The sequence below is a fragment of the Streptomyces sp. AC627_RSS907 genome (assembly GCF_019049165.1).
The window spans coordinates 1-24,134 of sequence record NZ_JAGMUE010000133.1 but is presented as its reverse complement, the minus strand read 5'-3'; the positions used below and the strand labels follow the sequence as shown (position 1 = coordinate 24,134).

The window sequence follows — 24,134 nt, the reverse complement described above, 5'->3', positions numbered from 1 at the left end:
CCGCCCACCGCCCCCGCGAACGCCCACGACCACCGCCCCCGCGAGCGCCCCGCACACCGACCCCGCGAGCACGCCCGCACTCCGCCCCCCGAACACCGCCGTACGCCCACCGCACAAGCACCGCCGCCCGTCGGCCCCGCGAACGCGTACGGCCGCCGCACGCCGCCCCCGAGAGCGCCCGGTATACCAACCCGCGAGCATCGCACGGCCTGCCTTGTCCGTGCCCCGGGCACGGAACCGTGGGGGGGCCGCCCGGGGCGCAGGTGGCCCGCGCACGGACCCACGGGCGCCCCCGCGCGCAGCCCGCGGGCGACCGCGCGCGGGCTCCGCCGAGCGCCGTGCGCCTGCCCGTACGCGTCCCGCACCGGCCGGTGACCGCCGCCCACCCGCGGGCCCCGTGCGCCGGTCCCTCCGGAGAGATGCCGCACCCCCGCGCCAAAGACGCCGCCCGCGTACCTAGACTCGTGACCCATGCGAAGCGAGCCCGTCGTCCAGGTCCAGGCCCTGGTGAAGCGGTACGGCACGAAGACCGCGGTGGACGGCCTCGACCTGGTGGCCCGGGCGGGTGTCACCGCCGTGCTCGGTCCCAACGGGGCGGGCAAGACGACCACGGTCGAGACCTGTGAGGGTTACCGGAAGCCGGACTCCGGGACCGTGCGCGTCCTGGGCCTCGACCCGGTGCGCGAGGGCCCCGAGCTGCGGCCCCGGATCGGCGTGATGCTCCAGTCCGGTGGTGTCTACTCCGGTGCCCGCGCCGACGAGATGCTGCGCCACGTCGCGAAGCTCCACGCCCGTCCGCTGGACGTCGACGCCCTGATCGAGCGGCTCGGGCTGGGCTCGTGCGGCCGGACCACGTACCGCAGGCTCTCCGGCGGCCAGCAGCAGCGGCTCGCCCTCGCGATGGCCGTCGTCGGCCGCCCGGAGCTGGTGTTCCTGGACGAGCCGACCGCGGGCCTGGACCCGCAGGCCCGCCGCGCCACCTGGGACCTGGTGCGGGACCTGCGCGACGACGGCGTCTCCGTGATCCTCACCACCCACCACATGGACGAGGCGGAGCAGCTCGCCGACGACGTCGCCGTCATCGACGCCGGCCGGGTCATCGCCCAGGGTTCTCCCGAGGAACTGTGCCGCGGCGGCGCGGAGAACACGCTGCGCTTCTCCGGCCGGCCCGGACTCGACGTCGTCTCCCTGCTCAAGGCCCTCCCCGCGGACTCCTCGGCCGCCGAGCTGACGCCGGGCTCCTACCGCGTCAGCGGCAAGGTCGATCCCCAGCTGCTCGCCACGGTGACGTCCTGGTGCGCCCAGCACGGCGTGATGCCGGACCGCATCTCGGTGGAACGGCACACTCTGGAGGACGTGTTCTTGGAGCTCACGGGCAAGGAGCTGCGCTCATGACGGCGACCACCGGTACCTACGCGCCGAAGCCCGGCGCCGCGCCGCTCGGGCGCATGATCGCGGCGCAGGCCGCGCTCGAGACGAAGATGCTGCTGCGCAACGGCGAGCAGTTGCTGCTGACGGTGGTCATCCCGACGCTGCTGCTCGTCCTGTTCAGCTCCGTGGACATCATCGACACCGGAGCCGGAGAGGCCGTCGACTTCCTCGCCCCCGGCGTCCTCGCGCTCGCCGTGATGTCGACGGCGTTCACCGGGCAGGCCATCGCCACCGGTTTCGAGCGCCGGTACGGGGTGCTGAAGCGGCTGGCCGCCTCGCCGCTGCCCCGCTGGGGGCTGATGACCGCGAAGACGGTCTCCGTCCTGGTCACCGAGGTTCTCCAGATCGTCCTGCTGACCGTGATCGCCTTCGCGCTGGGCTGGTCCCCGCACGGCAGCCCGCCGGCCGTACTGCTGCTCCTGGTCCTCGGCACGGCCGCCTTCTCCGGGCTCGGGCTGCTCATGGCGGGCACGCTGAAGGCGGAGGCCACGCTGGCCGCTGCCAACCTGGTGTTCCTGCTGCTCCTCGTGGGCGGTGGGGTCATCGTGCCGCTGGACAAGTTCCCGGACGCGGCGCAGAGCGTGCTGGGGCTGCTGCCGATCTCCGCCCTGTCGGACGGGCTGCGGGACGTCCTCCAGCACGGGGCCGCCATGCCCTGGGGCGACCTGGGGATCCTCGCCGTCTGGGCGGTCGCCGGGCTCGCGGCGGCCGGGAAGTTCTTCCGCTGGGAGTAGGGACGCGTGCCGGAGACCGACCCTCGTGAAAGCGTGCACAAGCGGGCGCCTACGATGGACGGCGTGCCAAACGTGACCCGCGCCGAGGCCGCAGCCGCCGTGCGCAACCCGCTCGCCTTCATCGCCGCGCGCTGGACCCCGGAGCCCCGGACGGTCCAGCGGGCCGCGTTCCTCGCGCTCGCCATGGCGGTGGTCATCGTCGTCACCGGCGGTGCCGTGCGCCTGACCGGTTCGGGCCTCGGCTGCCCGACCTGGCCGAAGTGCACCGACGACTCGCTCACCACGACCAGCGCGATGGGCTTCCACGGCGTCATCGAGTTCGGCAACCGCCTGCTGACGTACGTGCTGTGCGCCGCGGTCGGCTGGGCGATCATCGCCGCGCGTTCGCAGAAGCCGTACCGGCGCAGTCTGACCCTGCTGGGCTGGACGCAGTTCTGGGTCGTGATGGGCAACGCGATCCTCGGCGGCATCGTGGTCCTCGTGGGCCTCAACCCGTACACCGTCGCCGCCCACTTCCTGTTGTCCACCGCGCTGATCGCCGTCGCGACGGTGATGTGGCAGCGCACCCGGGAGGGTGACGCGGCACCGCGCCCCCTGGTCGGCAAGGCCGTCCAGCAGCTGGTGTGGGTGCTGATCGCCGTCTCCGTGCTGCTGATCGCGGTCGGCACCGTGGTGACCGGCGCCGGACCGCACGCGGGCGACTCCAGCGACGTCCCGCGGATGCCGGTCGACTGGGAGACGGTGAGCAAGGCGCACGCCGTGCTGGCGTGGATCGTGGTGACGCTGACGTTCGCCCTGTGGTTCGTGCTGAAGGCGGTCGACGCGCCCAAGGGCCCCCTGGCCCGCACCCGCGACCTGTTCCTGGTGCTGCTCGCCCAGGGCGTCATCGGCTACGTCCAGTACTTCACCGACCTTCCCGAGGTCCTGGTCGGGCTGCACATGTTCGGTTCGTGCCTGGTGTGGATCGCGGTCCTGCGGGTGCTGCTGGCGCTGCGCGAGCGGCCGGAGGGGACGGCGCCCGGGCTGCCGGTTCAGGAGTACGCGGCCACCAGCGTGTCGATGGCCGGCCCCAGGTAGTCCAGGGTCAGCTCGCGTCGGCGGGCGGTCCACTCCTCGGTGGGCCGCGCGGGGTTCCCGTACCGACGCCGCTCGATGTCCTCGAGGACCTCGCCGGGAGCGCCCAGGGCGGGCAGCTCCTGAAGGGCCTGCCGTTTGGTGATCAGGCGGCCGTCCCGCAGGGTGACGGTGGCGCGGGCGAAGGTGAGCAGGCCCAGGTCGATCCAGACGTCCTCCAGCCACAGCTCCGTCCGGCGCACGATCGGCCGCCAGTAGTCACGCTGCTCCCGGACGACGAACGCGGCCAGTTCCCCGTCCCCCACCGGGGGCAGCAGGCGCTGCGGCGACTCGCCGTGCAGGACACGCCCGAAGCTGTGCAGCTCTCGCCGGGTGACCGGTGTGACCGGCCGTTTGAAGAGATGCCGGTGGGCCCAGGTCAGGTGTGACCGTCCGGGGTCGGCGACGGTTCCGGGAGCCAGATAGGTGCAGTGCAGCAGCCCGGCCAGCGGCTGGGCGCGCAGCCGGGCGTGGAGCAGTCCCAACCGCCAGGCCGTGCGGGCCGTGGCCGGCCGCGGCAGGACCGCGATCAGATCGAGATCGCTGCGACCCTCCTGGTAGTCGCCGCCGGCCAGCGAGCCGTGGGCCCAGACGGCGACGGGGGCGAGGGGCGACAGGCCGGTGAGGAAGCGGTCGAGCAGGGCGTCGGTCGGCATTCGCCCAGTGTGGTCGATCCACTCCGATCCGTAAACCGTCACCCCGGCACGACACCCGTCATCCCGGCACGTACACCCGTCACCCGGCATGTGCCCGCCCCCTTCACCTCCGGCCGTGCACCGTCACTCCAGCCCCGAACTCCGTCGCTTCCGGCCGTGCACCGTCACTCCAGCCCCGTACTCCGTCGCTTCCGGCCGTGCACCGTCACTCCAGCCCGTACACCCGTCCCGCGTTCCCCGACGCGATCATTCCCGCCACCCGCCGCGCGTCGCCGGGCGCCCAGGCCCCCTCGGCCACCCAGGTGCCCAGCACCCGGCCGAGGGCCTCGCGGAACAGGTGGGCGCCCACGACGTGCAGCTCGGGCAGGCCCTGCGCGCCGCTGGAGAACAGGATCTTGCCGAAGGGGGCCAGTTCCAGGATCTCCGCGAGGACCGTCGCGGCCCGCGCGCCGGTGCGCACCAGGGCGGCGCCCGAGTCGGCGTAGACGTGCGGGAAGACGCCGGCGAGGTGGGCGGCATGGCGGTGGTAGGGGTAACCGTGCAGCAGGACCAGGTCGGTGCCGAGGCCGGCGGTGGCCCGTACGAAGTCCGTGAGCAGGACCGGGTCGGTGCGGTCGATGCGCAGGCCCGGCTCGCCGAGGCCCGCGTGGAGCTGGAGCGGCAGGCCCGAGGCGACGGCGATCCACAGCAGGTGCCGCAGCAGCACCGGGTCGCTCAGCTCACCGCCGACCTCACGTCCCGTCAGCCAGCGGGCGGCGGCGCCGCGCACCTCCCCCGGGCCGGGCGGCTCCGGCGCGAGCGCCAGACCGTGCCGTACGCCCGCGACCGAGGTGAACGCGATCGCCCCGGCGGCGGCGCCGTGCACGGCCTCGGAGAGGTTGGCGAGGAAGGAGTCGACGGTGCCGGAGGTGTCGGCGACCTGCTCGGCCAGCAGTTCCAGGCGCACGATCTCGTGGGCGTCGGCGGCCGCGGCGCAGGCCATCTCCGCGGGCCCGGTGAGGTCGCCCGGCAGACCCGCGTCGACCAGGTAGGTCGTGATGCCGCTGCCGCGCAGCAGTCTGCGGCCGGCCTCCATGACGCCCAGCTCGCGGCGCCGGGCCAGGTAGCGGGCCGGCGGACAGTGCGGTTCCAGGCCGAGCAGGGGCGGGCACCAGCGGCGTACCGCGAAGCCGGTCTGGGTGTCGAACAGGGTGGTGCCCGGCGCGGGCGGCCCCTCGGTGCGGGCCAGCTGGGCCTCGAAGGTGCCGAGGCCCAGCTCCGTTCTCAGGACGCCGTGGCAGTACTGGTCCACCAGGGACGGCGTTTCGATCATCCGGACTCCCCGTGGTGGGACCGTGCGCCTCGCGGCTTCCTACGGTCCTAACGGGTGAACCCGGCGTCAGGTGTTGCTCGGCCCGCCCACCTGGATGCCCGCCATACGGGACCACTCGTAGGGGCCGGTCGTCACCTTGGCGGCGAACTCGCCGTCGAAGTCCTCGTGGACGGTGATCCCGGACTTCTCCACCGCCTTGAGAGCCGTGTCGTAGGAGCGCGCGACCAGGTCGCCCCAGCCGCCGTCCTCGCCGACGAGCACGATCCGGGCACCGCGCTCACCGAGGTAGGCCACCTGGGCCTCGGCGCCGCCGTGCGCCTTGGAGAAGGAGTCGATCGACCGGGCGAGCCGGGCGACCCGGCGCTCGGCCCTCCGGTCGGCCTTCGCGTCAACCTGCTGCGTGTCTGCCATGAGCAGGATGCTACCGACGGGTAGCCCAAACGGCGACGGGCGGGGCGCGTGGCCTTGACCACGCGCCCCGCCCGCCCCGTCCGGCCTCAGCGCAGGAAGGGGTCCACCGCGATCGCCAGGAACAGCACCGACACGTAGGTGATGGACCAGTGGAACAGCCGCATCTCCTTGAGCTTGCCGCCCGTCACCTCGGCCTTGGCGCGGTTCTGCAGCCCGTGCGCCTCCCACAGCCACATGCCGCCCGCCAGCAGGGCGACCGCCGTGTAGAACCAACCGGTGTAGCCCAACGGCGTCAGCAGCAGCGACACGGCGACCATCACCCAGCTGTAGATGACGATCTGCCGGGCGACGACCTTGTTGGAGGCGATGACCGGGAGCATCGGCACGCCCACGCGCGCGTAGTCCTCCTTGACCTTCATGGACAGCGGCCAGTAGTGCGGCGGCGTCCAGAAGAACATCACCCCGAAGAGGATGATCGGCGCCCAGGACATCGAGTTCGTCACGGCCGACCAGCCGATGAGCACCGGCAGACAGCCCGCGATGCCGCCCCAGACGATGTTCTGCGAGGTGCGGCGCTTGAGGATCATCGTGTAGACGACGACGTAGAAGAGGAGCGCGCCGAGCGAGAGCCAGGCCGACAGCCAGTTGACGGTGAGGCCGAACAGCAGGGTCGAGACGATGGCCAGGGTGATGCCGAAGGTGAGGCATTCGCGCGGGCTGACCATGCCGGTCACCAGCGGGCGCTGCGACGTCCGGTCCATCAGGGCGTCGATGTCCCGGTCGATGTACATGTTCAGCGCGTTGGCGCCGCCCGCGGACAGATAGCCGCCGACACAGGTCAGCAGCACCAGCTTCAGATCCGGAACACCCTGCTCGGCGAGGAACATCACCGGAACGGTGGTGATCAGCAGAAGCTCGATGATCCGCGGCTTGGTCAGCGCCACGAACGCCTTGACACGGGCCCCGAACGGCCGGTGACTCGGGCCCTGGCTCGTCCCGATAACCCCCGCAGGACGGGATTCAACGGCCGTCACGCACACCCCTGACAGAGACATCCCAGCAAGCCTCCCCGTGTGAAGTGGCGGTAAAGGCTCGCGCGTACCACGCCACTTTAGACGTTGCCCATACCTCGGCCTTCGCGGGGGTGGGGTCGTGTTGAGAACGATGCTCCGACGTGCGTTCGGAGAGTCGATTGAGCGGTCAGATGAGCGGCTCCCCATTCACTTGCCGAATGCGGTTTCACCCAGTCGACAGGCGGATCCCGGAGAGTCCCGGCAGTCTGGTTTCCAGCGGAAAAACGCACGTACTTACGGGGGTAGGCTCGACAACGGCCGGCCCGACTCAGGACGCGCCGGCAGCCGGTGGGCGCCCACGCGCACCGGCATCCGACATGTGGAGAGGAGCCCTGACTCAGGGTGAGCACCAAGCCGACCACCACAGACCTCGAGTGGACCGAACTGGACCAGCGGGCCGTGGACACCGCCCGCGTCCTGGCCGCCGATGCCGTACAGAAGGTTGGCAACGGCCATCCGGGTACGGCGATGAGCCTGGCGCCCGCCGCCTACACCCTCTTCCAGAAGGTGATGCGGCACGACCCGGCCGACGCGGACTGGGTCGGACGCGACCGTTTCGTGCTGTCCGCCGGCCACTCGTCCCTGACCCTCTACACCCAGCTGTACCTGGCCGGCTTCGGCCTGGAGCTGGACGACCTGAAGTCCTTCAGGACGTGGGGCTCGAAGACCCCCGGCCACCCGGAGTACGGGCACACCACCGGTGTGGAGACGACGACCGGCCCGCTCGGCCAGGGCGTCGCCAACGCGGTGGGCATGGCGATGGCCGCCCGCTACGAGCGCGGCCTGTTCGACCCGGAGGCCGCCGAGGGCACCTCCCCGTTCGACCACTTCGTCTACTGCATCGCCGGTGACGGCTGCCTCCAGGAGGGCATCTCCGCCGAGGCCTCCTCCCTCGCCGGCCACCAGAAGCTCGGCAACCTGGTGCTGCTGTGGGACGACAACCACATCTCGATCGAGGGCGACACCGAGACCGCCGTCTCCGAGGACACCGTCAAGCGCTACGAGGCCTACGGCTGGCACGTGCAGCGCGTCGCCCCGAAGGCGGACGGAGACCTGGACCCGAACGCGATCCACGCGGCGATCCAGGAGGCGAAGAAGGTCACCGACCGTCCCTCCTTCATCGCCATGCGCTCGATCATCGCCTGGCCCGCCCCGAACGCGCAGAACACCGAGGCCGCGCACGGCTCGGCGCTCGGCGACGACGAGGTCGCCGCGACCAAGCGGGTCCTGGGCTTCGACCCGGAGAAGTCCTTCGAGGTCGCCGACGAGGTCATCGCCCACACCCGGCAGGCACTCGAGCGGGGCCGGGCGGCCCGCGCCGTGTGGGAGAAGACCTTCCAGCAGTGGCGGGACAACAACCCCGAGCGCGCCGCCGAGTACGACCGGATCGCCAAGGGCGAGCTGCCCACGGGCTGGGAGGAGAAGATCCCGGTCTTCGAGACCGGCAAGGGCGTCGCCACCCGCGCCGCGTCCGGCAAGGTCCTCCAGGCGCTCGGCGCGGTCATCCCCGAGCTGTGGGGCGGCTCCGCCGACCTGGCCGGCTCGAACAACACCACGATCGACAAGACGTCGTCCTTCCTCCCGGCGGGCAACCCGCTGCCCGAGGCCGACCCGTACGGCCGCACCGTCCACTTCGGCATCCGCGAGCACGCGATGGCCGCGGAGATGAACGGCATCGCCCTGCACGGCAACACCCGCATCTACGGCGGCACCTTCCTGGTGTTCTCCGACTACATGCGCAACGCCGTCCGCCTGTCGGCCCTGATGCACCTGCCGGTGACGTACGTGTGGACGCACGACTCCATCGGCCTCGGCGAGGACGGCCCCACCCACCAGCCGGTCGAGCACCTCGCCTCGCTGCGCGCCATCCCCGGCCTGAACGTGGTCCGCCCGGCCGACGCCAACGAGACCGCCGTCGCCTGGCGCGAGATCCTGCGCCGCTGGACGAAGGAGTTCGGCAAGGGCCAGCCGCACGGCCTCGCGCTCACCCGCCAGGGCGTGCCGACGTACGAGCCCAACGAGGACGCGGCCAAGGGCGGCTACGTGCTGTTCGAGGCCGACGGCGGCGAGCCCCAGGTCGTCCTGATCGCCACCGGCTCCGAGGTGCACGTCGCCGTGGAGGCCCGCGAGCAGCTCCAGGCCGACGGTGTGCCCACGCGCGTGGTGTCGATGCCGTGCGTCGAGTGGTTCGAGCAGCAGGACCAGGGGTACCGGGACAGCGTGCTGCCGCCGTCCGTGAGGGCCCGTGTCGCGGTCGAGGCCGGGATCGGCCTGACGTGGCACAAGTACGTCGGGGACGCCGGCCGCATCGTCTCGCTGGAGCACTTCGGTGCTTCGGCCGACGGCAAGCTCCTCTTCCAGGAGTTCGGTTTCACCGCCGAGAACGTGGCCGCCGCTGCCCGGGAATCGCTGACCGCGGCTCAGCGCTGACGCTCACACACGACACGTAGGAGATGCATTTTCCATGACAGACGCACTCAAGCGCCTCTCCGACGAAGGCGTCGCGATCTGGCTGGACGACCTGTCGCGCAAGCGGATCACGTCCGGCAACCTCGCCGAGCTGATCGACCAGCAGCACGTCGTGGGCGTCACCACCAACCCGTCGATCTTCCAGAAGGCGATCTCCGAGGGCCACGGCTACGACCAACAGCTCTCCGACCTCGCCGCCCGCCGGGTGACCGTCGAAGAGGCCATCCGGATGATCACCACGGCGGACGTCCGCGACGCCGCCGACATCCTGCGCCCGGTCTTCGACAGCACCGGGGGCAAGGACGGCCGGGTCTCCATCGAGGTCGACCCGCGCCTGGCGCACAACACCAAGGCGACGGTCGCCGAGGCCAAGCAGCTCGCCTGGCTGGTGGACCGGCCGAACACCTTCATCAAGATCCCCGCGACCGAGGCGGGCCTGCCGGCGATCGCCGAGACCATCGGCCTGGGCATCAGCGTCAACGTCACGCTGATCTTCTCGCTGGAGCGCTACCGCAAGGTCATGGACGCCTTCCTGACCGGCCTGGAGAAGGCCAGGGAGCGCGGCCTGGACCTGTCGCAGATCCACTCCGTGGCGTCCTTCTTCGTGTCCCGCGTGGACACCGAGATCGACAAGCGGATCGACGCGCTCGGCACCGACGAGGCCAAGGCGCTGCGCGGCAAGGCCGCCGTCGCCAACGCCCGTCTCGCCTACCAGGCGTACGAGGAGGTCTTCGCCTCCGACCGCTGGGCCGCCCTGGAGAAGGCGGGCGCCAACAAGCAGCGTCCGCTGTGGGCGTCGACCGGCGTGAAGGACAAGGCGTACGACGACACCATGTACGTCACCGACCTGGTCGCACCCAACACGGTGAACACCATGCCGGAGGCCACGCTGCTGGCCACCGAGGACCACGGCGAGATCACCGGCGACACCGTCGCCGGCTCCTACGAGCAGGCCCGCGCCGACCTCGACGCGGTCGAGAAGCTCGGGATCTCCTACGACGAGGTGGTCCAGCTCCTGGAGGACGAGGGCGTCGAGAAGTTCGAGGCGGCCTGGAACGACCTGCTGAAGTCGACGGAGGCGGAGCTGAAGCGCCTCGCTCCCTCGGAGGGCTAGAAATTGTCAAGCAGCAACCCGCTGCGTGACCCCGCAGACCGACGGCTCCCGCGTATCGCGGGGCCGTCGGGTCTGGTCATTTTCGGCGTCACCGGCGATCTGTCCCGCAAGAAGCTCATGCCCGCCGTCTACGACCTCGCCAACCGGGGTCTGCTGCCGCCGGGCTTCTCGCTCGTCGGCTTCGCCCGCCGCGACTGGGAGCACGAGGACTTCGCCCAGGTCGTGCACGACGCCGTCAAGGAGCACTCCCGTACTCCGTTCCGCGAGGAGGTCTGGCAGCAGCTCATCCAGGGGATGCGCTTCGTCCAGGGCACCTTCGACGACGACGACGCGTTCGAGCGGCTGCGCGCCACCATCGAGGAGCTCGACAAGGCACAGGGCACCGGCGGAAACTTCGCCTTCTACCTCTCGGTGCCGCCGAAGTCCTTCCCGGTGGTCATCCAGCAGCTGAAGAAGCACGGTCTCGCCGACCAGTCGAGCGGCTCCTGGCGCCGCGCGGTGATCGAGAAGCCGTTCGGCCACGACTTGAGGTCGGCCGAGGAGCTCAACGCGATCGTCCACGAGGTCTTCGCCCCGGACCAGGTCTTCCGCATCGACCACTACCTGGGCAAGGAGACCGTCCAGAACATCCTGGCGCTGCGCTTCGCCAACACGATGTTCGAGCCGATCTGGAACCGGTCCTACGTCGACCACGTGCAGATCACCATGGCCGAGGACATCGGCATCGGCGGCCGGGCCGGCTACTACGACGGCATCGGCGCCGCCCGCGACGTCATCCAGAACCACCTGCTCCAGCTGCTCGCGCTGACCGCGATGGAGGAGCCCGCCTCCTTCGACGCCGACGCGCTCGCCGCCGAGAAGACCAAGGTGCTCGGCGCGGTCCGGCTGCCGAAGGACCTGGGCCGCGACACCGTGCGCGGGCAGTACGCGGCCGGCTGGCAGGGCGGCGCGAAGGTCATCGGCTACCTCGACGAGGACGGCATCGACCCCCGGTCGAAGACCGACACCTACGCCGCGATCAAGGTGGGGATCGACAACCGCCGCTGGGCGGGCGTCCCCTTCTACCTGCGCACCGGCAAGCGGCTCGGCCGCCGGGTCACCGAGATCGCGGTGGTCTTCCAGCGCGCACCGCACTCCCCCTTCGACACGACGGCCACCGAGGAACTCGGCTCGAACGCGATCGTCATCCGCGTCCAGCCCGACGAGGGCGTCACCGTCCGCTTCGGCTCCAAGGTGCCGGGCACCTCGATGGAGATCCGGGACGTGTCGATGGACTTCGCCTACGGCGAGTCCTTCACCGAGTCCAGCCCGGAGGCGTACGAGCGCCTCATCCTCGACGTCCTCCTGGGCGACGCCAACCTCTTCCCGCGCACCGAGGAGGTCGAACTGTCCTGGAAGATCCTCGACCCGATCGAGGAGTACTGGGACACCCACGGCACGCCGGCCCAGTACCCGGCCGGCACCTGGGGCCCCGAAGAGGCGGACGACATGCTCGAGCGAGACGGACGGAGCTGGCGCCGGCCATGAAGACAGACCTCACGGACACCACGGCCAGCAAGATCAACAAGGCGCTGGTGCTGGGCCGCCGGGCCATCGGCACGCCGGCCATCGGCATGGTGCTCACCCTGGTCATCGTCACCGACGAGGAGAACGCCTACGACGCCCTGAAGGCCGCGAGCGACGCCGCGCACGAGCACCCCTCGCGCACGCTGGTGGTCATCAAGCGTGTCTCGCGCTCGCCCCGGGACCGCACCCGGTCCCGGCTGGACGCCGAGGTGCGCCTCGGCGCCGACGCGGGCACCGGCGAGACGGTGGTGCTCCGGCTGTACGGCGACGTGGCCGACCACGCCCAGTCGGTGGTCCTGCCGCTGCTGCTGCCGGACGCGCCGGTCGTGGTGTGGTGGCCGGTGAACGCGCCGCTGGACCCGGCCGGGGACCCGCTCGGCGCCCTGGCCCAGCGCCGGGTCACCGACACCTACGCCTGCGAGGAGCCGGTACGGGAGCTGGCCGCCCGGGCCGCCGCCTACACGCCGGGCGACACCGACCTGTCCTGGACCCGCATCACGCCGTGGCGCTCGATGCTGGCGGCGGCCCTGGACCAGGTCGACTGCGAGGTGCAGTCGGTCGAGGTCGAGGGCGAGGAGTACAACCCGAGCTGTGAGCTGCTGGCGATGTGGCTGGCGGACCGGCTGGGCGTCCCGGTCGAGCGCACCGCGTCCAGCGGCCCCGGTCTGACCGCGGTCCGGATGGACACCGACTGCGGCCCGGTCGTCCTGGACCGGGCCGACGGTTCGCTCGCGACCCTGTCCATCCAGGGCCAGCCGGCCCGCGCGGTGGCGCTCAAGCGCCGCGAGACGGCCGAGCTGATCGCGGAGGAACTGCGGCGCCTCGACCCGGACGACACGTACGCCTCGGCGCTGCGGTTCGGGGTGGACCGGCTGAGCGCGCCGGCCAAAGGGGAGGCCGGGACCGAGCAGGCGGTCGCGGTCGCCGCTCCCGTCACGACGGCTGCGAAAGCTCCCGCGAAGGACGCGGCGCAGGAGAAGACACCGGTGAGGAAGGCGGCGGCGAAGTGAGCACTCCCCAGCTGGTCGTGCACCGCGACAAGGAGCTGATGGCCGAGGCCGCGGCGGCCCGGCTGATCACGAAGATCGTGGACGCGCAGGCCTCCCGGGGCTCGGCGTCCGTGGTCCTGACCGGTGGCCGCAACGGCAACGGGCTGCTGGCCGCGCTCGCCGGGTCACCGGCCCGGGACGCCGTCGACTGGAGCCGCCTCGACCTGTGGTGGGGCGACGAGCGCTTCCTGCCGGAGGGCGACCCCGAGCGCAACGTCACCCAGGCACGCCAGGCGCTGCTGGACTCGGTGCCGCTGGACCCGAAGCGGGTGCACGCGATGGCGGCGTCGGACGGCCCGCACGGCTCCGACGTGGAGGCCGCGGCGGCGGCCTACGCGGAGGAGCTGGCCGCGGCTGCCGTCCCCGAGAACCACGCCGCGGTGCCCAGCTTCGACGTCCTGCTGCTGGGCGTCGGCCCCGACACGCATGTCGCGTCGCTCTTCCCGGAGCATCCGGGTGTGCGGGAGACGGAGCGCACCGTGATCGGCGTCCACGGCTCCCCCAAGCCGCCGCCCACCCGCATCTCCCTGACCCTGCCGGCCATCCGCACGGCCCGTGAGGTGTGGCTGCTCGCGGCGGGCGAGGACAAGGCCAACGCGGTCGCCATGGCCCTCTCGGGCGCGGGCGAGATCCAGGCCCCGGCGGCGGGGGCGCGGGGACGTGCCCGCACCCTGTGGCTCCTGGACACGGCAGCGGCCTCGCAACTGCCGAGGTCGCTGTACCCGCCGGCGTCGGCCTGAGGCCGCCCCTGCCCTGGTGAGGAACGCCGGGTCCCCGTCACACACGGGGACCCGGCGTTCTGCTTCTCCCGCCCCGTGGATCAAACGGCACGGCCGTGGGCGGTGTGTTCACCGGTGCCGGTCCGGGACGGCACGGGTCAGGGGACGCCGGGCCCCGGATGGTACGGGTTGCCGTGACCGTACGGGTTCGGCGCTGCCGACGGCGCGTACGGGTGACCCGGCGGAGGCGGTGTGTGGGGCGCGTACGGGTTGCCCTGCGCGGGCGCGGGCGGCGGCGCGTACGGGTTGCCCTGCGCGGGCACGGGCGGCGGCGCGTACGGGTGGCCCGGTACCGGGGCGTGCGGTGCGTACGGGTCGCCCCGCGGCGGTGCGTACGGTGCCGTCGGCGCGACGGGCGGATGCGCGCCGGGGACCGGGGGCTGGGCGGCCGGATGGGTGCCCAGGCGGATGCCGTAGCGCCGCTTGAGACGCCCCATCTCCAGCAGCGCGATCGTCGTGACCGTCACCGGCGCGCCCAGGACGAAGACGACGCCCATCGTGAAGCTCAGCCCGTGCAGGTCGCCCGTGATCAGGTCGGGGAGGGCCGTCAGCCAGGTCGTCACCGTGGCCAGCAGGGGCGGCAGGCAGCGGTGCACGACCGCGGTGCCGAAGAAGTTGCCCGAGATCCGGAAGGCCCCGGCACCCACGAACACGGCCATCCACAGCGCGACGAAGCCGGTCAGCAGGACCGCCGTTCCGGCTGACGAGCCGGTCCACTGGAGCAGCACGACCGTGGCGACGACCGAGCCGATGAACAACAGGAGCAGCTTCAGGGAGTTCAGCAGCGGCTCCCGCAGCCGGCGCACGGTGCCGGTACGCCGCCAGACGAGGAGCATCACCGCGACGGTCAGCGGGGTGAGGAGCAGCAGGACCGCGGACGCGGTCAGGGCGTTCTCCAGCAGCTCCGTGAAGGCGAAGCCGCCCTCGACGAAGGTGTAGACGCCAAGGGAGGCAACGGCCCCGGCGATGACCCGGACGCGCTTGAGCTGTTCCACCGACGGGTCGACGGCCTCCGGGATCCACGCCGGATGGAACACCGCCCGCGCCACGCGGTGGGGCTTGAGGAAGGACCGGACGGTCAGGGTGCCCCCTGTCCAACTTCCCCGCGTACGTGTCACCTTGTGCTCCCCCGAGCGGACGCGACCATGATCGCCGGGGATTCTACGGGAAGCGGACGGTGTTCCGTCGTCCGCTTCCCGCTCTCTCAGCTCCGGCCGCGCAGCTCCCGGTAGGCGGCGACCAGCGCCTTGGTGGAAGGGTCGAGGCCGGGGACGTCGGCGCCCTGGGTGAGGGCGGGTTCGACGCGCTTGGCGAGGACCTTGCCGAGCTCGACGCCCCACTGGTCGAAGGAGTCGATGTTCCAGATCGCGCCCTGGACGAACACCTTGTGCTCGTAGAGGGCGACGAGCTGGCCGAGGACCGACGGGGTCAGCTCGCGCGCCAGGATCGTGGTCGTCGGATGGTCGCCCCGGAACGTCTTGTGCGGGACCAGCTCCTCCGGCACGCCCTCGGCCCGGACCTCGTCCGGTGTCTTGCCGAAGGCCAGGGCCTGGGTCTGCGCGAAGAAGTTGGCCATCAGCAGGTCGTGCTGGGCCTTCAGCTCGTCGCTCAGCTCGGCGACCGGCTCGGCGAAGCCGATGAAGTCCGCCGGGATCAGCTTGGTGCCCTGGTGGATCAACTGGTAATAGGCGTGCTGCCCGTTGGTGCCCGGCGTACCCCACACCACCGGCCCGGTCTCCCACTGCACCGGCCGCCCGTCGCGGTCGACGGACTTGCCGTTGGACTCCATGTCGAGCTGCTGGAGATAGGCGGTGAACTTCGACAGGTAGTGGCTGTACGGCAGCACCGCGTGCGACTGGGCGTCGTGGAAGTTGCCGTACCAGATGCCCAACAGGCCCAGCAGCAGCGGCACGTTGGCCTCGGCGGGGGCGGTGCGGAAGTGCTCGTCGACGAGGTGGAAGCCGTCGAGCATCTCCCGGAAGCGGTCCGGGCCGATGGCGATCATCAGGGAGAGGCCGATCGCCGAGTCGTAGGAGTAGCGTCCGCCGACCCAGTCCCAGAACTCGAACATGTTGGCCGTGTCGATGCCGAACTCGGCGACCTTCTCGGCGTTCGTCGACAGCGCGACGAAGTGCTTGGCGACCGCTTCCTCGTCACCGAGCGCGTTCAGCAGCCAGGACCGGGCGGAGGTGGCGTTGGTGACCGTCTCGATGGTGGTGAAGGTCTTGGACGCGATGACGAACAGCGTCTCGGCCGGGTCCAGGTCCCGGGTGGCCTCGTGCAGGTCGGCGCCGTCCACGTTGGAGACGAAACGGACCGTCAGCTCGCGGTCGGTGAAGGCGCGCAGCACCTCGTAGGCCATGGCGGGGCCGAGGTCGGAGCCGCCGATGCCGACGTTGACGACGTTCCTGATGCGCTTGCCGGTGTGGCCCCGCCACTCCCCGGAGCGGACCCGGTCGGCGAAGCCGGCCATCCTGTCCAGCACGGCGTGCACCTTGGGGACGACGTTCTCACCGTCGACCTCGATCACCGCGTCCCGCGGGGCACGCAGCGCGGTGTGCAGGACGGCCCGGTCCTCGGTGGTGTTGATCTTCTCGCCGCGGAACATGGCGTCGCGCAGCCCGAACACGTCGGTGGCGGCGGCCAGCTCCCGCAGGAGCCGCAGGGTCTCGTCGGTGACGAGGTGCTTGGAGTAGTCGACGTACAGGTCGCCCACCCGGAGCGTGAATCCGGTGCCGCGGCCCGGGTCGGCGGCGAACAGCTCACGCAGCCGCACCTCGCCGAGCTTCTCGCGGTGCCCCGCCAGCGCGGTCCATTCGGGCGTCTGGTCGAGCCTGGTACGGCCGTCTGCGTTCATGTCGGACTTCAGCCTTCTTCCTTGGTGTCCCAGCTGTCCCGGCTGTTTCCAACCTAATTGATCAGCGGTGGGAAGGCCGAGGGAGACAGAAGGAGAAGGAGGACGGCGGAAGGCGGAACCGACGGCGGCCGGAGCGGGCCGCCGGGCAGGACGACTAGATCTCGCCCCGCAGTTTGGCAAGCGCCTCGGCGAGGATCGCCTCGCCGTCCGCGTCGCTGCGACGCTCGCGCACGTACGCCAGGTGGGTCTTGTAGGGCTCGGTGCGCGGCGGGTCCGGCGGATTGTCCCGGTCCTGCCCGGCGGGGAAGCCGCAGCGCGGGCAGTCCCAGGTCTCCGGCACCTGTGCGTCGCTCGCGAAGCTCGGCTGCGTCTCGTGTCCGTTGGAGCACCAGAAGGAGATGCGCAGGCGCGGCGCGGACTCGCCGCGTTCGGCCTCGCCCATCGGCCCCGCCCCGACCCGGCTCCCCCGGATCGCGTTGCCACTTGCCACGGTGTAACTCCCTGCGTGATGGTGCCGCGAAGCGAGTCGGCGTTCCGCTTCGCTGCGAGGCGCCTCAGTCTACGTAAGGCCCAACGCGCGTCCAGTGGTTGGAGTTACAAGGGGACCCGCTCAGGCGTAAGCCCCATGATAGGCGGCGCCGTGGACGCGTACCGGACATGGGGCTTCACGTGCGCGGTGCGTGCCGTGTCAGTTGTTCGCCTTCATCAGAAGGGCGAGCACCATGATGCACGCGAACCACAGCAGACCGACCACCACGGTGATCCGGTCGAGGTTGCGCTCGGCGACCGAGGAGCCGCCGACGGACGACTGCATGCCGCCACCGAACATGTCGGAGAGGCCGCCGCCCTTCCCCTTGTGCATCAGCACCAGCAGCATCAGCAGCAGGCTGAAGACGATCAGGGCGATCGAGAACCCCAAAACCACGGCTGGACCAACTTCCTCGGATTCGGATGAACGACGGGGGCACGGTGACAGCAGGCCACCATGCCCCCGCAAGGGTACGACGTATCGCCGCTACCGCATACTCACTGGTCGCGGAAGCGCACGATCTTGACGAACTCGTCCGAGTCCAGCGAGGCGCCGCCGACCAGGGCGCCGTCGATGTCGGGCTGCGCCATGATCTCGGCGACGTTGCCGGACTTGACCGAGCCGCCGTACTGGATGCGGACCTTGTCGGCCAGCTCCTGCGAGTACAGCTCGGCGATCCTTCCGCGGATGGCCGCGCAGACCTCCTGGGCGTCCTCGGCGCCGCAGACCTTGCCGGTGCCGATGGCCCACACGGGCTCGTAGGCGATCACGACCGTCTCGGCCTGCTCGGCGGGGAGATCCTTCAGACCGCCCTCGACCTGGGCGAGGGTGTGGCTGACGTGGTTGCCGGCCTCACGGACGTCCAGCTCCTCACCGACGCACAGGATCGGGGTCAGGCCGTGCTTGTAGGCGGCCCTGACCTTGGCATTGACCAGCTCGTCGGTCTCGGCGTGGTACTGCCGGCGCTCGGAGTGGCCGATCGCGACGTAGGCGCAGCGGAGCTTGGCCAGCATCGGACCGGAGATCTCGCCGGTGTAGGCGCCGCCGTCGTGGGCGGAGATGTCCTGGGCGCCGTACTTGATCCGCAGCTTGTCGTGCTCGACCAGGGTCTGCACGGAGCGCAGGTCGGTGAAGGGCACCAGAACGGCGACCTCGACGGAGTCGTAGTCCTTGTCCGCGAGGGCGAAGGCGAGCTTCTGGACGTGGGCGATGGCCTCGAGGTGGTTGAGGTTCATCTTCCAGTTGCCCGCCATCAGCGGCGTGCGGGTGGTCATTGAGGTCAGTCCTCCAGTGCGGCGAGGCCGGGGAGCGTCTTGCCCTCGAGGTATTCGAGGGAGGCGCCGCCGCCGGTCGAGATGTGGCCGAATGCCTTTTCGTCGAAGCCGAGCGTACGCACGGCCGCGGCGGAGTCGCCGCCGCCGACCACGGTGAAGCCCTGGGCGTCGACGAGGGCCTGGGCGACCGCCTTGGTGCCCTCGGCGTAGTCGGGGTGCTCGAAGACGCCCATGGGCCCGTTCCAGAAGACGGTGGCGGCGTCGGCGAGCTTGGACGCGTACAGCTTGCGGGTCTCGGGACCGATGTCCAGACCCTCCTGGTCGGCCGGGATGGCGTCCGCGGCGACGGTGGTGGGGTGGGCCGGGGCCTTGGTCTTCAGGTCCGGGAACTCGGGCGAGACGAGGACGTCGACGGGGAGGACCAGCTCGACGCCGTTCTTCTCCGCGCGCTCCATGTACTCCTGGACGGCCGGGATCTGGTCCTCCTGGAGGAGCGAGATGCCGACCTCGTAGCCCTTGGCCTTGAGGAAGGTGTACGCCATGCCGCCGCCGATGAGGAGCCGGTCGGCCTTGCCGAGCAGCTGGTCGATGACGGCGAGCTTGTCGGAGACCTTGGCGCCGCCGAGGGCGACCACGTACGGCCGCTGGACGTCGTCGGTGAGCTTCTTCAGCACACCGACCTCGGTGGCGATGAGGTGGCCGGCGTAGTGCGGCAGCTTCTTCGGCAGGTCGAAGACCGAGGCGTGCTTGCGGTGCACGGCGCCGAAGCCGTCGCCGACGTAGACGTCCGCGAGGCCGGCCAGCTTGTCGGCGAAGGCTGCGCGCTCGGCGTCGTCCTTGCTGGTCTCGCCGGTGTTGAAGCGCAGGTTCTCGATCACCGCGACGCCGCCGTCGGCGAGGCCGGCCACCGTGGTCTCGGCGGAGGTGCCGACCGTGTCCTCGGCGAAGGCGACGTCGGCGCCGAGGAGCTCACCGAGGCGTGCGGCGGCCGGGGCGAGGGAGAAGGCCGGGTCCGGGGCGCCCTTGGGGCGGCCGAGGTGCGAGGCGACGATCACGCGCGCGCCCGCGTCGGCCAGGGCCTTGACGGTGGGCACCACGGCGCGGATACGGCCGTCGTCGGTGATGGTGGTGCCGTCCAGCGGCACGTTCAGGTCGGCGCGGACGAAGACGCGCTTGCCCGCGACGCCTTCGGAGAGCAGTTCGTCGATCGTCTTCATGCAGAGGGCTCCTGGGTTCTCGTGATCGCTCGTGATCCTACGAGGGCTGGTCGCTGCGGACGCGACGCAGGGCTCGGACGGCGCGACCTTGCGCTGTCCGAGCCCTGCTACCGCATCGAGGTGCCTGCTGAGTCTGAGTCGATCAGAGCTGGTTGCCGACGAAGACCGTGAGGTCGACGAGGCGGTTGGAGTAGCCCCACTCGTTGTCGTACCAGCCGATGACCTTCACGTTCTTGCCGTCCTGGACCATGGTCAGGGACGAGTCGAAGGTGCAGGACGCCGGGGCGTTGACGATGTCGGAGGAGACGATCGGGTCCTCGGTGTACTCGAGGATGCCCTTGAGCTCGCCCTCGGCGGCCTTCTGGAAGGCGGCGTTGATCTCTTCCTTGGTGACCTCGCGGCCGAGCTCCAGGACGAGGTCGGTGACCGAGCCGGTCGGGACCGGGACGCGCATGGCGATGCCGTCCAGCTTGCCCTTGAGCTGCGGGAGGACCAGCGCGGTGGCCTTGGCGGCACCCGTGGTGGTCGGGATGATGTTCTCCGCGGCGGCACGGGCGCGGCGCAGGTCCTTGTGGGGGAAGTCCAGGATGCGCTGGTCGTTCGTGTACGCGTGGACCGTCGTCATCAGGCCCTTGACGATGCCGAAGTTCTCGTCGAGGACCTTGGCCATCGGCGCCACACAGTTGGTGGTGCAGGAGGCGTTGGAGATGACGTGGTGGTTCGCCGGGTCGTACTTGTCCTGGTTGACGCCCATCACGATGGTGACGTCCTCGTCCTTGGCCGGGGCCGAGATGAGGACCTTCTTCGCGCCGCCCGCGATGTGCTTCTCGGCGTCGGCCTTCTTGGTGAAGATGCCGGTCGACTCGATCACGATGTCGACACCCAGCTCGCCCCACGGGATGTCGGCGGGGTTGCGCTCGGCGAGGACCTTGATGGTCTTGTCGCCGACGGTGATGGTGTCCTCGGTGTGCGAGACCTCGTACGGGAGGCGCCCGAGGATGGTGTCGTACTTCAGCAGGTGGGCGGTGGTCGCGGTGTCACCCAGGTCGTTGACAGCCACGATCTCGATGTCTGCACCCTGCTCCAGCAGCGCGCGGAAGTAGTTACGACCGATGCGGCCAAAGCCGTTGATGCCTACGCGGATCGTCACGAACCGATCTCCTCGTTGGTACGCCGGCCCGATGTGCCGGCGAGCTGTGTTTGGGATGTCCCCGACCACCTCCGACCCTACCTCTCCGAGGCGTCCGGGGTGACATCGAGACGTCCCATACCCGGCACGGCGGTCCGTACCCGCCAGTAGGGGTACGGACCGCCCGGTGCTCCGGGGACCGATCACCCGATTTCGCTACACCGTGTCAAGTCCCCATTGACCCGGGATTCACTCGTCCAGGGCACGCAGTGCCTCGCGGACGAGGGCCGCCCGGTCGGCCGGCGCGGCGAGGTGCTCCAGGCCGAAGCCCAGGAGCACGGTGTCGTCCGTGGTGACCGCGCCGTAGGTCTGGAACAGGGTTCCGGTACGGGTCCAGTTCTTCAGGACGGCCGGGCTGCCCGGCGGCACGGAGACCCGCCAGGCGCCCAGCGAGGTCTCGAAGCCCTCGGTCCCGGTCGCCTTGCCGCCGACGACCAGCGAGGCCTCGTCGGCGAGGACGCCGCGTCCGCCGTTGCCCGGGTCGGTGACGTAGGCGACCGACACGTCGACGGACTTCCCCGCGTAGGCGCTCAGGTCGAACTCGACCTGCCGCCAGCCCTCGGAGGCACCGGTGAGGCTGTGCCACTTCCCGGTCGCGGCGCAGCCGTCGTCGGACAGGGTCAGGTAGTGCTCCAGCCAGGGGTGCTCGCCCATGTAGTAGCCGGCCGCGCACTCCGCGGGCACGGCCGTGCGGGTGGCGCCGCCCGCCTCGGGGAGCGTGGTCCAGTCGTCGGCGCCGGTGGGGTGCGCCTCGACCAGGACGTGGTCGTATCCGCGCTCGGTGTCCCACAGGAGCCGGGTGCGCAGCGTGGGCCGGTCGGATGCGCTGACACCGGTGAGGTCGATGGTGCGGGTGAGCCGCTTGTAGGCGTCGTGGGTGTGGACGGCGGCGGCCATCCAGTCGCCCGCGTAGGGCCCGTAGGGGTTGACCGCCCCGGCGAACTTCCCGGCACCCTCGCTCGTGAACTGCGGGTAGGTGTCGGCGGGCAGCTCGTCCGAGGTCACGCTGTAGGTCCCGGCGTCGTCCAGCGGGTTGCCGGGGGCGTCGCCCAGCGGGCCGCCGGCTCCGTCGAGCCGGCCGGAGCCGGTGAAGCCGGTGGCGCCGGTGGTCGAGGTGCGGGTGTAGGCGCCGAGGTAGTACTGACTGAAGTCGTCGGACAGCGCGCCGCCGCCGAGGTCGGCCTTGCCGCCGGCCTGTTCGCCGGCCTCGATCAGCCTGCCGCCCTCGTTGAGGAAGGCACGCAGCTGGAGCTGGGTGGCCTTGCCGGGCACCTCGGCGCCGGTGTAGTGGACGACGGTGTCGAAGTGACCGAGGACGCCGAGCGCGTCGGGTGTGCCCTGCGTGGCGACGTCCCAGACGGCGACCCGGCGGCCGTTCGCCTTCAGCGCGTCCGCGTACGTCTGCGCCTGTGTGGCCTTCGCCCCCTCCTCGGCGACGACGAGGACGTCGGCGCGGGGCCGCTCGGCGATCGTGTACGTGAAGTGTTCGCTCTCGGTGCGCTCGCCGTCCTTCGTCTCGCCGGTGAACCAGACCTCGACCTCGTCACCGCGGTCGCCGCCCCGGACCTTGGCCCGGTACTCGTCGAAGTAGAGGTTGTCCTCGCCGCCGTAGGTCTCGCCGCCGCGCCAGGGCCGCAGCGCCACGCCGTGCGTGCGTCCGCCGTTGACGCGGTACCTCAGCTCCTTGTCGCGCACCGACTCGCGGGCGACGACGGAGACCTCCTGGTCGGCGTCGCGCGCGTACGAGGTGGTGAACCCGGCCGGGGTGAAGTCCGCGGCCTCCAGACCGACCGAGGAGGACGGCCGGTCGGGGTGGGCGGCGGTCTCGGCGACCGAGAGGGCGAACGGGACGTTCTTCGCGAACTCCTGCTGGATCAGTCTCTCGTCGTCGGGGAAGTTGAAGCCCGACTGGCAGTCGGCCGCGTTCCACTCGTCGTCGGGGTCCACCTCGGAGACGGTCTGGCAGGTCGACATCTCCGGGGTGAACATCGCCATGCCGTTGACGTTGGCCGCGTGGCCGTCCGCCTCGCCGTTGGTGGTGTACAGCTCCGAGGAGACCTGCGGGCGGTAGCCGGGGATGGCGGAGTTGCCGGGCGTGCCGGCGAGTGCCCTGTAGAGGACGTCGTCCGGGGTGTTCGTGGCCACCTGCCAGCCGACGCCGTAGAGGAGGAGCTCGGCGGCGGAGTGGTAGTTGATGCCGTAGGTGAAGCCGATCCGCTTCTGGAAGGCGTCCAGCGCCTGGGTCTCGGGTTCGGAGTTCGGGCCGGCGCCCCGGTAGGTCTGGCTGGTGGGGTGGGGGGACGAGCCCTCGTCGTCGTAGCCCCACTTGTAGGCGAAGTTGCGGTTGAGGTCGACGCCGTCGCCGGTGCCGATGGCGCCGTCGCCGTTGACGTCGCGCAGGTTCTTGCGCCACAGGCGGTGGCCGGGGTCCTCGAACGTGAAGTCGTAGCCGTCGGGGTTGGCCGACAGGAGGAACCACAGTTCGGTGGAGTCGACCAGCTCCCTGATCCGCCGGTCCTTCTCGTAGTGGTCCAGGTAGTGGTGCATCAGCCGCCGGGTCATCTCCGGGGTGATCCACTCGCGCGCGTGCTGGTTGGACATGTAGAGGACGGCGGGTTTGGAGCCGTCCTCCGACTTCTTCGCGTTCCTGGTGAGCTTGAGGGCCAGGATGTCCTGGCCCTTCACCGTCCTGCCGATGGAGACGACCTTCGTCAGGCCGGGGTTCTCCCGCGCGGTCCGCAGGATCTCCTCCTTGAGGCCTCCGCTGCCGCTGTACGGGCGGAACACGCCCTCCTCGGCGTCCTCGACGCGCTTCTCGGCCCGGGGGGAGAGGGTGTGCTCGGTGAGGTCGACACCCTGCCTCTCCAGCTTCCCGGCCTGCTGGTCGGTGAGGTAGACCTCGACCGTTGCCGTTCCCCTGGCGGGGACCCGCTCGCCGAGTTCGTGGGCGTCCTGACCGGCGGCCAGCAGCAGAGGCACCTGCTCCTGCGTGACGTCGGCGTGGAAGACCTTCACCGCGTCCGCGTCCGTGGTCGGGGGGTCCGCCGGTTGCGCCCGGGCGACGGGTGCGAGGCCCGCTCCCCCGATCAGGAACGCGCCGACAGCGAGGATCGATCTCGCGCTTCGTCTCATGAACCCCCCTGGTGTGGGTCCGCCACAGCAGCGAACAGATGCCAGGTTCATGGCACCTCACGATCGCGACAGGAGCGTTGGCGGGACACGCACAAGCCGGTGCGGATCACCCGAGTGGGCGTCCGCACCGGCTGCTCCACGGCGCGTGCGTGGGCGGCCGGTGCGTGCATGGGCGGCCGGCGGGGGCGGGGGCGGCCGGTGCGTGCACGGACGGCCGGCGGGGCGGGGG

At 71.0% G+C, this 24,134-nt stretch carries 20 protein-coding genes; 8 read left to right on the top strand and 12 right to left on the bottom strand.

The window, feature by feature from the left end:
- Positions 1-471 precede the first annotated feature (471 nt).
- The 3 genes from KUM32_RS27140 to KUM32_RS27130 are packed head-to-tail and all read left to right on the top strand — an operon-like array spanning position 472 to position 3,242.
- Positions 472-1,395 carry an ABC transporter ATP-binding protein gene (locus tag KUM32_RS27140; protein WP_217144596.1) on the top strand — a complete coding sequence of 308 codons (924 nt, stop codon included), beginning with the start codon at positions 472-474 and terminating at the stop codon, positions 1,393-1,395.
- Positions 1,392-2,165 (top strand): ABC transporter permease, encoded by a 774-nt coding sequence (locus KUM32_RS27135; RefSeq protein ID WP_217144595.1) that lies wholly within the window; start codon positions 1,392-1,394, stop codon positions 2,163-2,165. The genes KUM32_RS27140 and KUM32_RS27135 overlap by 4 nt, the downstream gene beginning before the upstream one ends.
- A gap of 54 nt (positions 2,166-2,219) precedes the next feature.
- Positions 2,220-3,242 (top strand): heme A synthase, encoded by a 1,023-nt coding sequence (locus KUM32_RS27130; protein WP_217144594.1) that lies wholly within the window; start codon positions 2,220-2,222, stop codon positions 3,240-3,242.
- On the opposite strand, the gene KUM32_RS27125 is transcribed toward KUM32_RS27130, so the two are convergent.
- From KUM32_RS27125 to KUM32_RS27110, 4 genes are all read right to left on the bottom strand, one after another.
- Positions 3,197-3,934 (bottom strand): nucleotidyltransferase domain-containing protein, encoded by a 738-nt coding sequence (locus KUM32_RS27125; protein WP_217144593.1) that lies wholly within the window; start codon positions 3,932-3,934, stop codon positions 3,197-3,199. The two genes, KUM32_RS27130 and KUM32_RS27125, sit on opposite strands and share 46 nt — an antisense overlap.
- Before the next feature lie 205 nt (positions 3,935-4,139).
- Positions 4,140-5,246 (bottom strand): amidohydrolase family protein, encoded by a 1,107-nt coding sequence (locus KUM32_RS27120; protein WP_217144592.1) that lies wholly within the window; start codon positions 5,244-5,246, stop codon positions 4,140-4,142.
- A 66-nt stretch (positions 5,247-5,312) separates the two neighbouring features.
- Positions 5,313-5,657: a hypothetical protein gene (locus KUM32_RS27115; RefSeq protein ID WP_217144591.1), complete on the bottom strand. Its 345-nt coding sequence runs from the start codon at positions 5,655-5,657 to the stop codon at positions 5,313-5,315.
- Between the two features lie 86 nt (positions 5,658-5,743).
- Entirely contained in the window at positions 5,744-6,697 is a 954-nt protein-coding gene (locus KUM32_RS27110) for a heme o synthase (RefSeq protein WP_217144597.1), read from the bottom strand.
- 375 nt (positions 6,698-7,072) lie between these two features.
- On the opposite strand from KUM32_RS27110, the gene tkt reads away from it, so the two are divergent.
- From tkt to pgl, 5 genes are read left to right on the top strand one after another with little or no spacing between them, the layout of a single operon-like run.
- Positions 7,073-9,160 (top strand): transketolase, encoded by a 2,088-nt coding sequence (tkt, locus tag KUM32_RS27105; RefSeq protein WP_217144590.1) that lies wholly within the window; start codon positions 7,073-7,075, stop codon positions 9,158-9,160.
- A 34-nt stretch (positions 9,161-9,194) separates the two neighbouring features.
- A complete protein-coding gene (tal, locus tag KUM32_RS27100; protein ID WP_217144589.1) occupies positions 9,195-10,313 on the top strand; it encodes a transaldolase in 1,119 nt (372 codons plus the stop codon).
- Positions 10,314-10,316: 3 nt separating this feature from the next.
- Positions 10,317-11,840, top strand: coding sequence for a glucose-6-phosphate dehydrogenase (gene zwf / locus KUM32_RS27095; protein ID WP_217144588.1), 1,524 nt, complete (start codon positions 10,317-10,319; stop codon positions 11,838-11,840).
- A complete protein-coding gene (gene opcA, locus KUM32_RS27090; protein WP_217144587.1) occupies positions 11,837-12,889 on the top strand; it encodes a glucose-6-phosphate dehydrogenase assembly protein OpcA in 1,053 nt (350 codons plus the stop codon). The genes zwf and opcA overlap by 4 nt, the downstream gene beginning before the upstream one ends.
- The gene (pgl, locus tag KUM32_RS27085; RefSeq protein WP_217144586.1) at positions 12,886-13,668 is read left to right on the top strand and encodes a 6-phosphogluconolactonase; all 783 of its coding nucleotides are present in this window, start codon (positions 12,886-12,888) and stop codon (positions 13,666-13,668) included. Before opcA ends, pgl begins: the two co-directional genes overlap by 4 nt.
- Before the next feature lie 137 nt (positions 13,669-13,805).
- Here pgl and KUM32_RS27080 read toward each other — a convergent pair whose 3' ends face one another.
- From KUM32_RS27080 to KUM32_RS27045, 8 genes are all read right to left on the bottom strand, one after another.
- Positions 13,806-14,825, bottom strand: a complete 1,020-nt coding sequence (locus KUM32_RS27080; RefSeq protein WP_217144585.1) for a hypothetical protein — start codon at positions 14,823-14,825, stop codon at positions 13,806-13,808.
- Between the two features lie 86 nt (positions 14,826-14,911).
- On the bottom strand, positions 14,912-16,564 hold the full coding sequence (gene pgi / locus KUM32_RS27075; RefSeq protein WP_217144584.1) for a glucose-6-phosphate isomerase: 1,653 nt from the start codon (positions 16,562-16,564) through the stop codon (positions 14,912-14,914).
- Positions 16,565-16,718: 154 nt separating this feature from the next.
- Entirely contained in the window at positions 16,719-17,006 is a 288-nt protein-coding gene (locus tag KUM32_RS27070; protein ID WP_007448238.1) for an RNA polymerase-binding protein RbpA, read from the bottom strand.
- Between the two features lie 246 nt (positions 17,007-17,252).
- Complete coding sequence (secG, locus tag KUM32_RS27065; protein WP_217144583.1) at positions 17,253-17,489, bottom strand: preprotein translocase subunit SecG; 237 nt, start codon at positions 17,487-17,489, stop codon at positions 17,253-17,255.
- A 101-nt stretch (positions 17,490-17,590) separates the two neighbouring features.
- The gene (gene tpiA / locus KUM32_RS27060; RefSeq protein ID WP_217144582.1) at positions 17,591-18,367 is read right to left on the bottom strand and encodes a triose-phosphate isomerase; all 777 of its coding nucleotides are present in this window, start codon (positions 18,365-18,367) and stop codon (positions 17,591-17,593) included.
- 5 nt (positions 18,368-18,372) lie between these two features.
- Positions 18,373-19,584, bottom strand: coding sequence for a phosphoglycerate kinase (gene pgk, locus KUM32_RS27055; RefSeq protein WP_217144581.1), 1,212 nt, complete (start codon positions 19,582-19,584; stop codon positions 18,373-18,375).
- A gap of 142 nt (positions 19,585-19,726) precedes the next feature.
- On the bottom strand, positions 19,727-20,734 hold the full coding sequence (gap, locus tag KUM32_RS27050; protein ID WP_217144580.1) for a type I glyceraldehyde-3-phosphate dehydrogenase: 1,008 nt from the start codon (positions 20,732-20,734) through the stop codon (positions 19,727-19,729).
- A gap of 228 nt (positions 20,735-20,962) precedes the next feature.
- Complete coding sequence (locus tag KUM32_RS27045; RefSeq protein WP_217144579.1) at positions 20,963-23,905, bottom strand: M14 family metallopeptidase; 2,943 nt, start codon at positions 23,903-23,905, stop codon at positions 20,963-20,965.
- Positions 23,906-24,134 lie beyond the last annotated feature (229 nt).

Bases quoted from the DNA above. Each gene is read 5' to 3' on its own strand.
- KUM32_RS27140 (WP_217144596.1), top strand. From the start codon at position 472: ATGCGAAGCGAGCCCGTCGTCCAGGTCCAGGCCCTGGTGAAGCGGTAC.
- pgk (WP_217144581.1), bottom strand. From the start codon at position 19,584: ATGAAGACGATCGACGAACTGCTCTCCGAAGGCGTCGCGGGCAAGCGC.
- KUM32_RS27070 (WP_007448238.1), bottom strand. From the start codon at position 17,006: ATGGGCGAGGCCGAACGCGGCGAGTCCGCGCCGCGCCTGCGCATCTCC.
- KUM32_RS27135 (WP_217144595.1), top strand. From the start codon at position 1,392: ATGACGGCGACCACCGGTACCTACGCGCCGAAGCCCGGCGCCGCGCCG.
- pgi (WP_217144584.1), bottom strand. From the start codon at position 16,564: ATGAACGCAGACGGCCGTACCAGGCTCGACCAGACGCCCGAATGGACC.
- KUM32_RS27045 (WP_217144579.1), bottom strand. From the start codon at position 23,905: ATGAGACGAAGCGCGAGATCGATCCTCGCTGTCGGCGCGTTCCTGATC.
- KUM32_RS27125 (WP_217144593.1), bottom strand. From the start codon at position 3,934: ATGCCGACCGACGCCCTGCTCGACCGCTTCCTCACCGGCCTGTCGCCC.
- tal (WP_217144589.1), top strand. From the start codon at position 9,195: ATGACAGACGCACTCAAGCGCCTCTCCGACGAAGGCGTCGCGATCTGG.
- KUM32_RS27130 (WP_217144594.1), top strand. From the start codon at position 2,220: ATGGACGGCGTGCCAAACGTGACCCGCGCCGAGGCCGCAGCCGCCGTG.
- KUM32_RS27115 (WP_217144591.1), bottom strand. From the start codon at position 5,657: ATGGCAGACACGCAGCAGGTTGACGCGAAGGCCGACCGGAGGGCCGAG.
- opcA (WP_217144587.1), top strand. From the start codon at position 11,837: ATGAAGACAGACCTCACGGACACCACGGCCAGCAAGATCAACAAGGCG.
- KUM32_RS27120 (WP_217144592.1), bottom strand. From the start codon at position 5,246: ATGATCGAAACGCCGTCCCTGGTGGACCAGTACTGCCACGGCGTCCTG.
- tpiA (WP_217144582.1), bottom strand. From the start codon at position 18,367: ATGACCACCCGCACGCCGCTGATGGCGGGCAACTGGAAGATGAACCTC.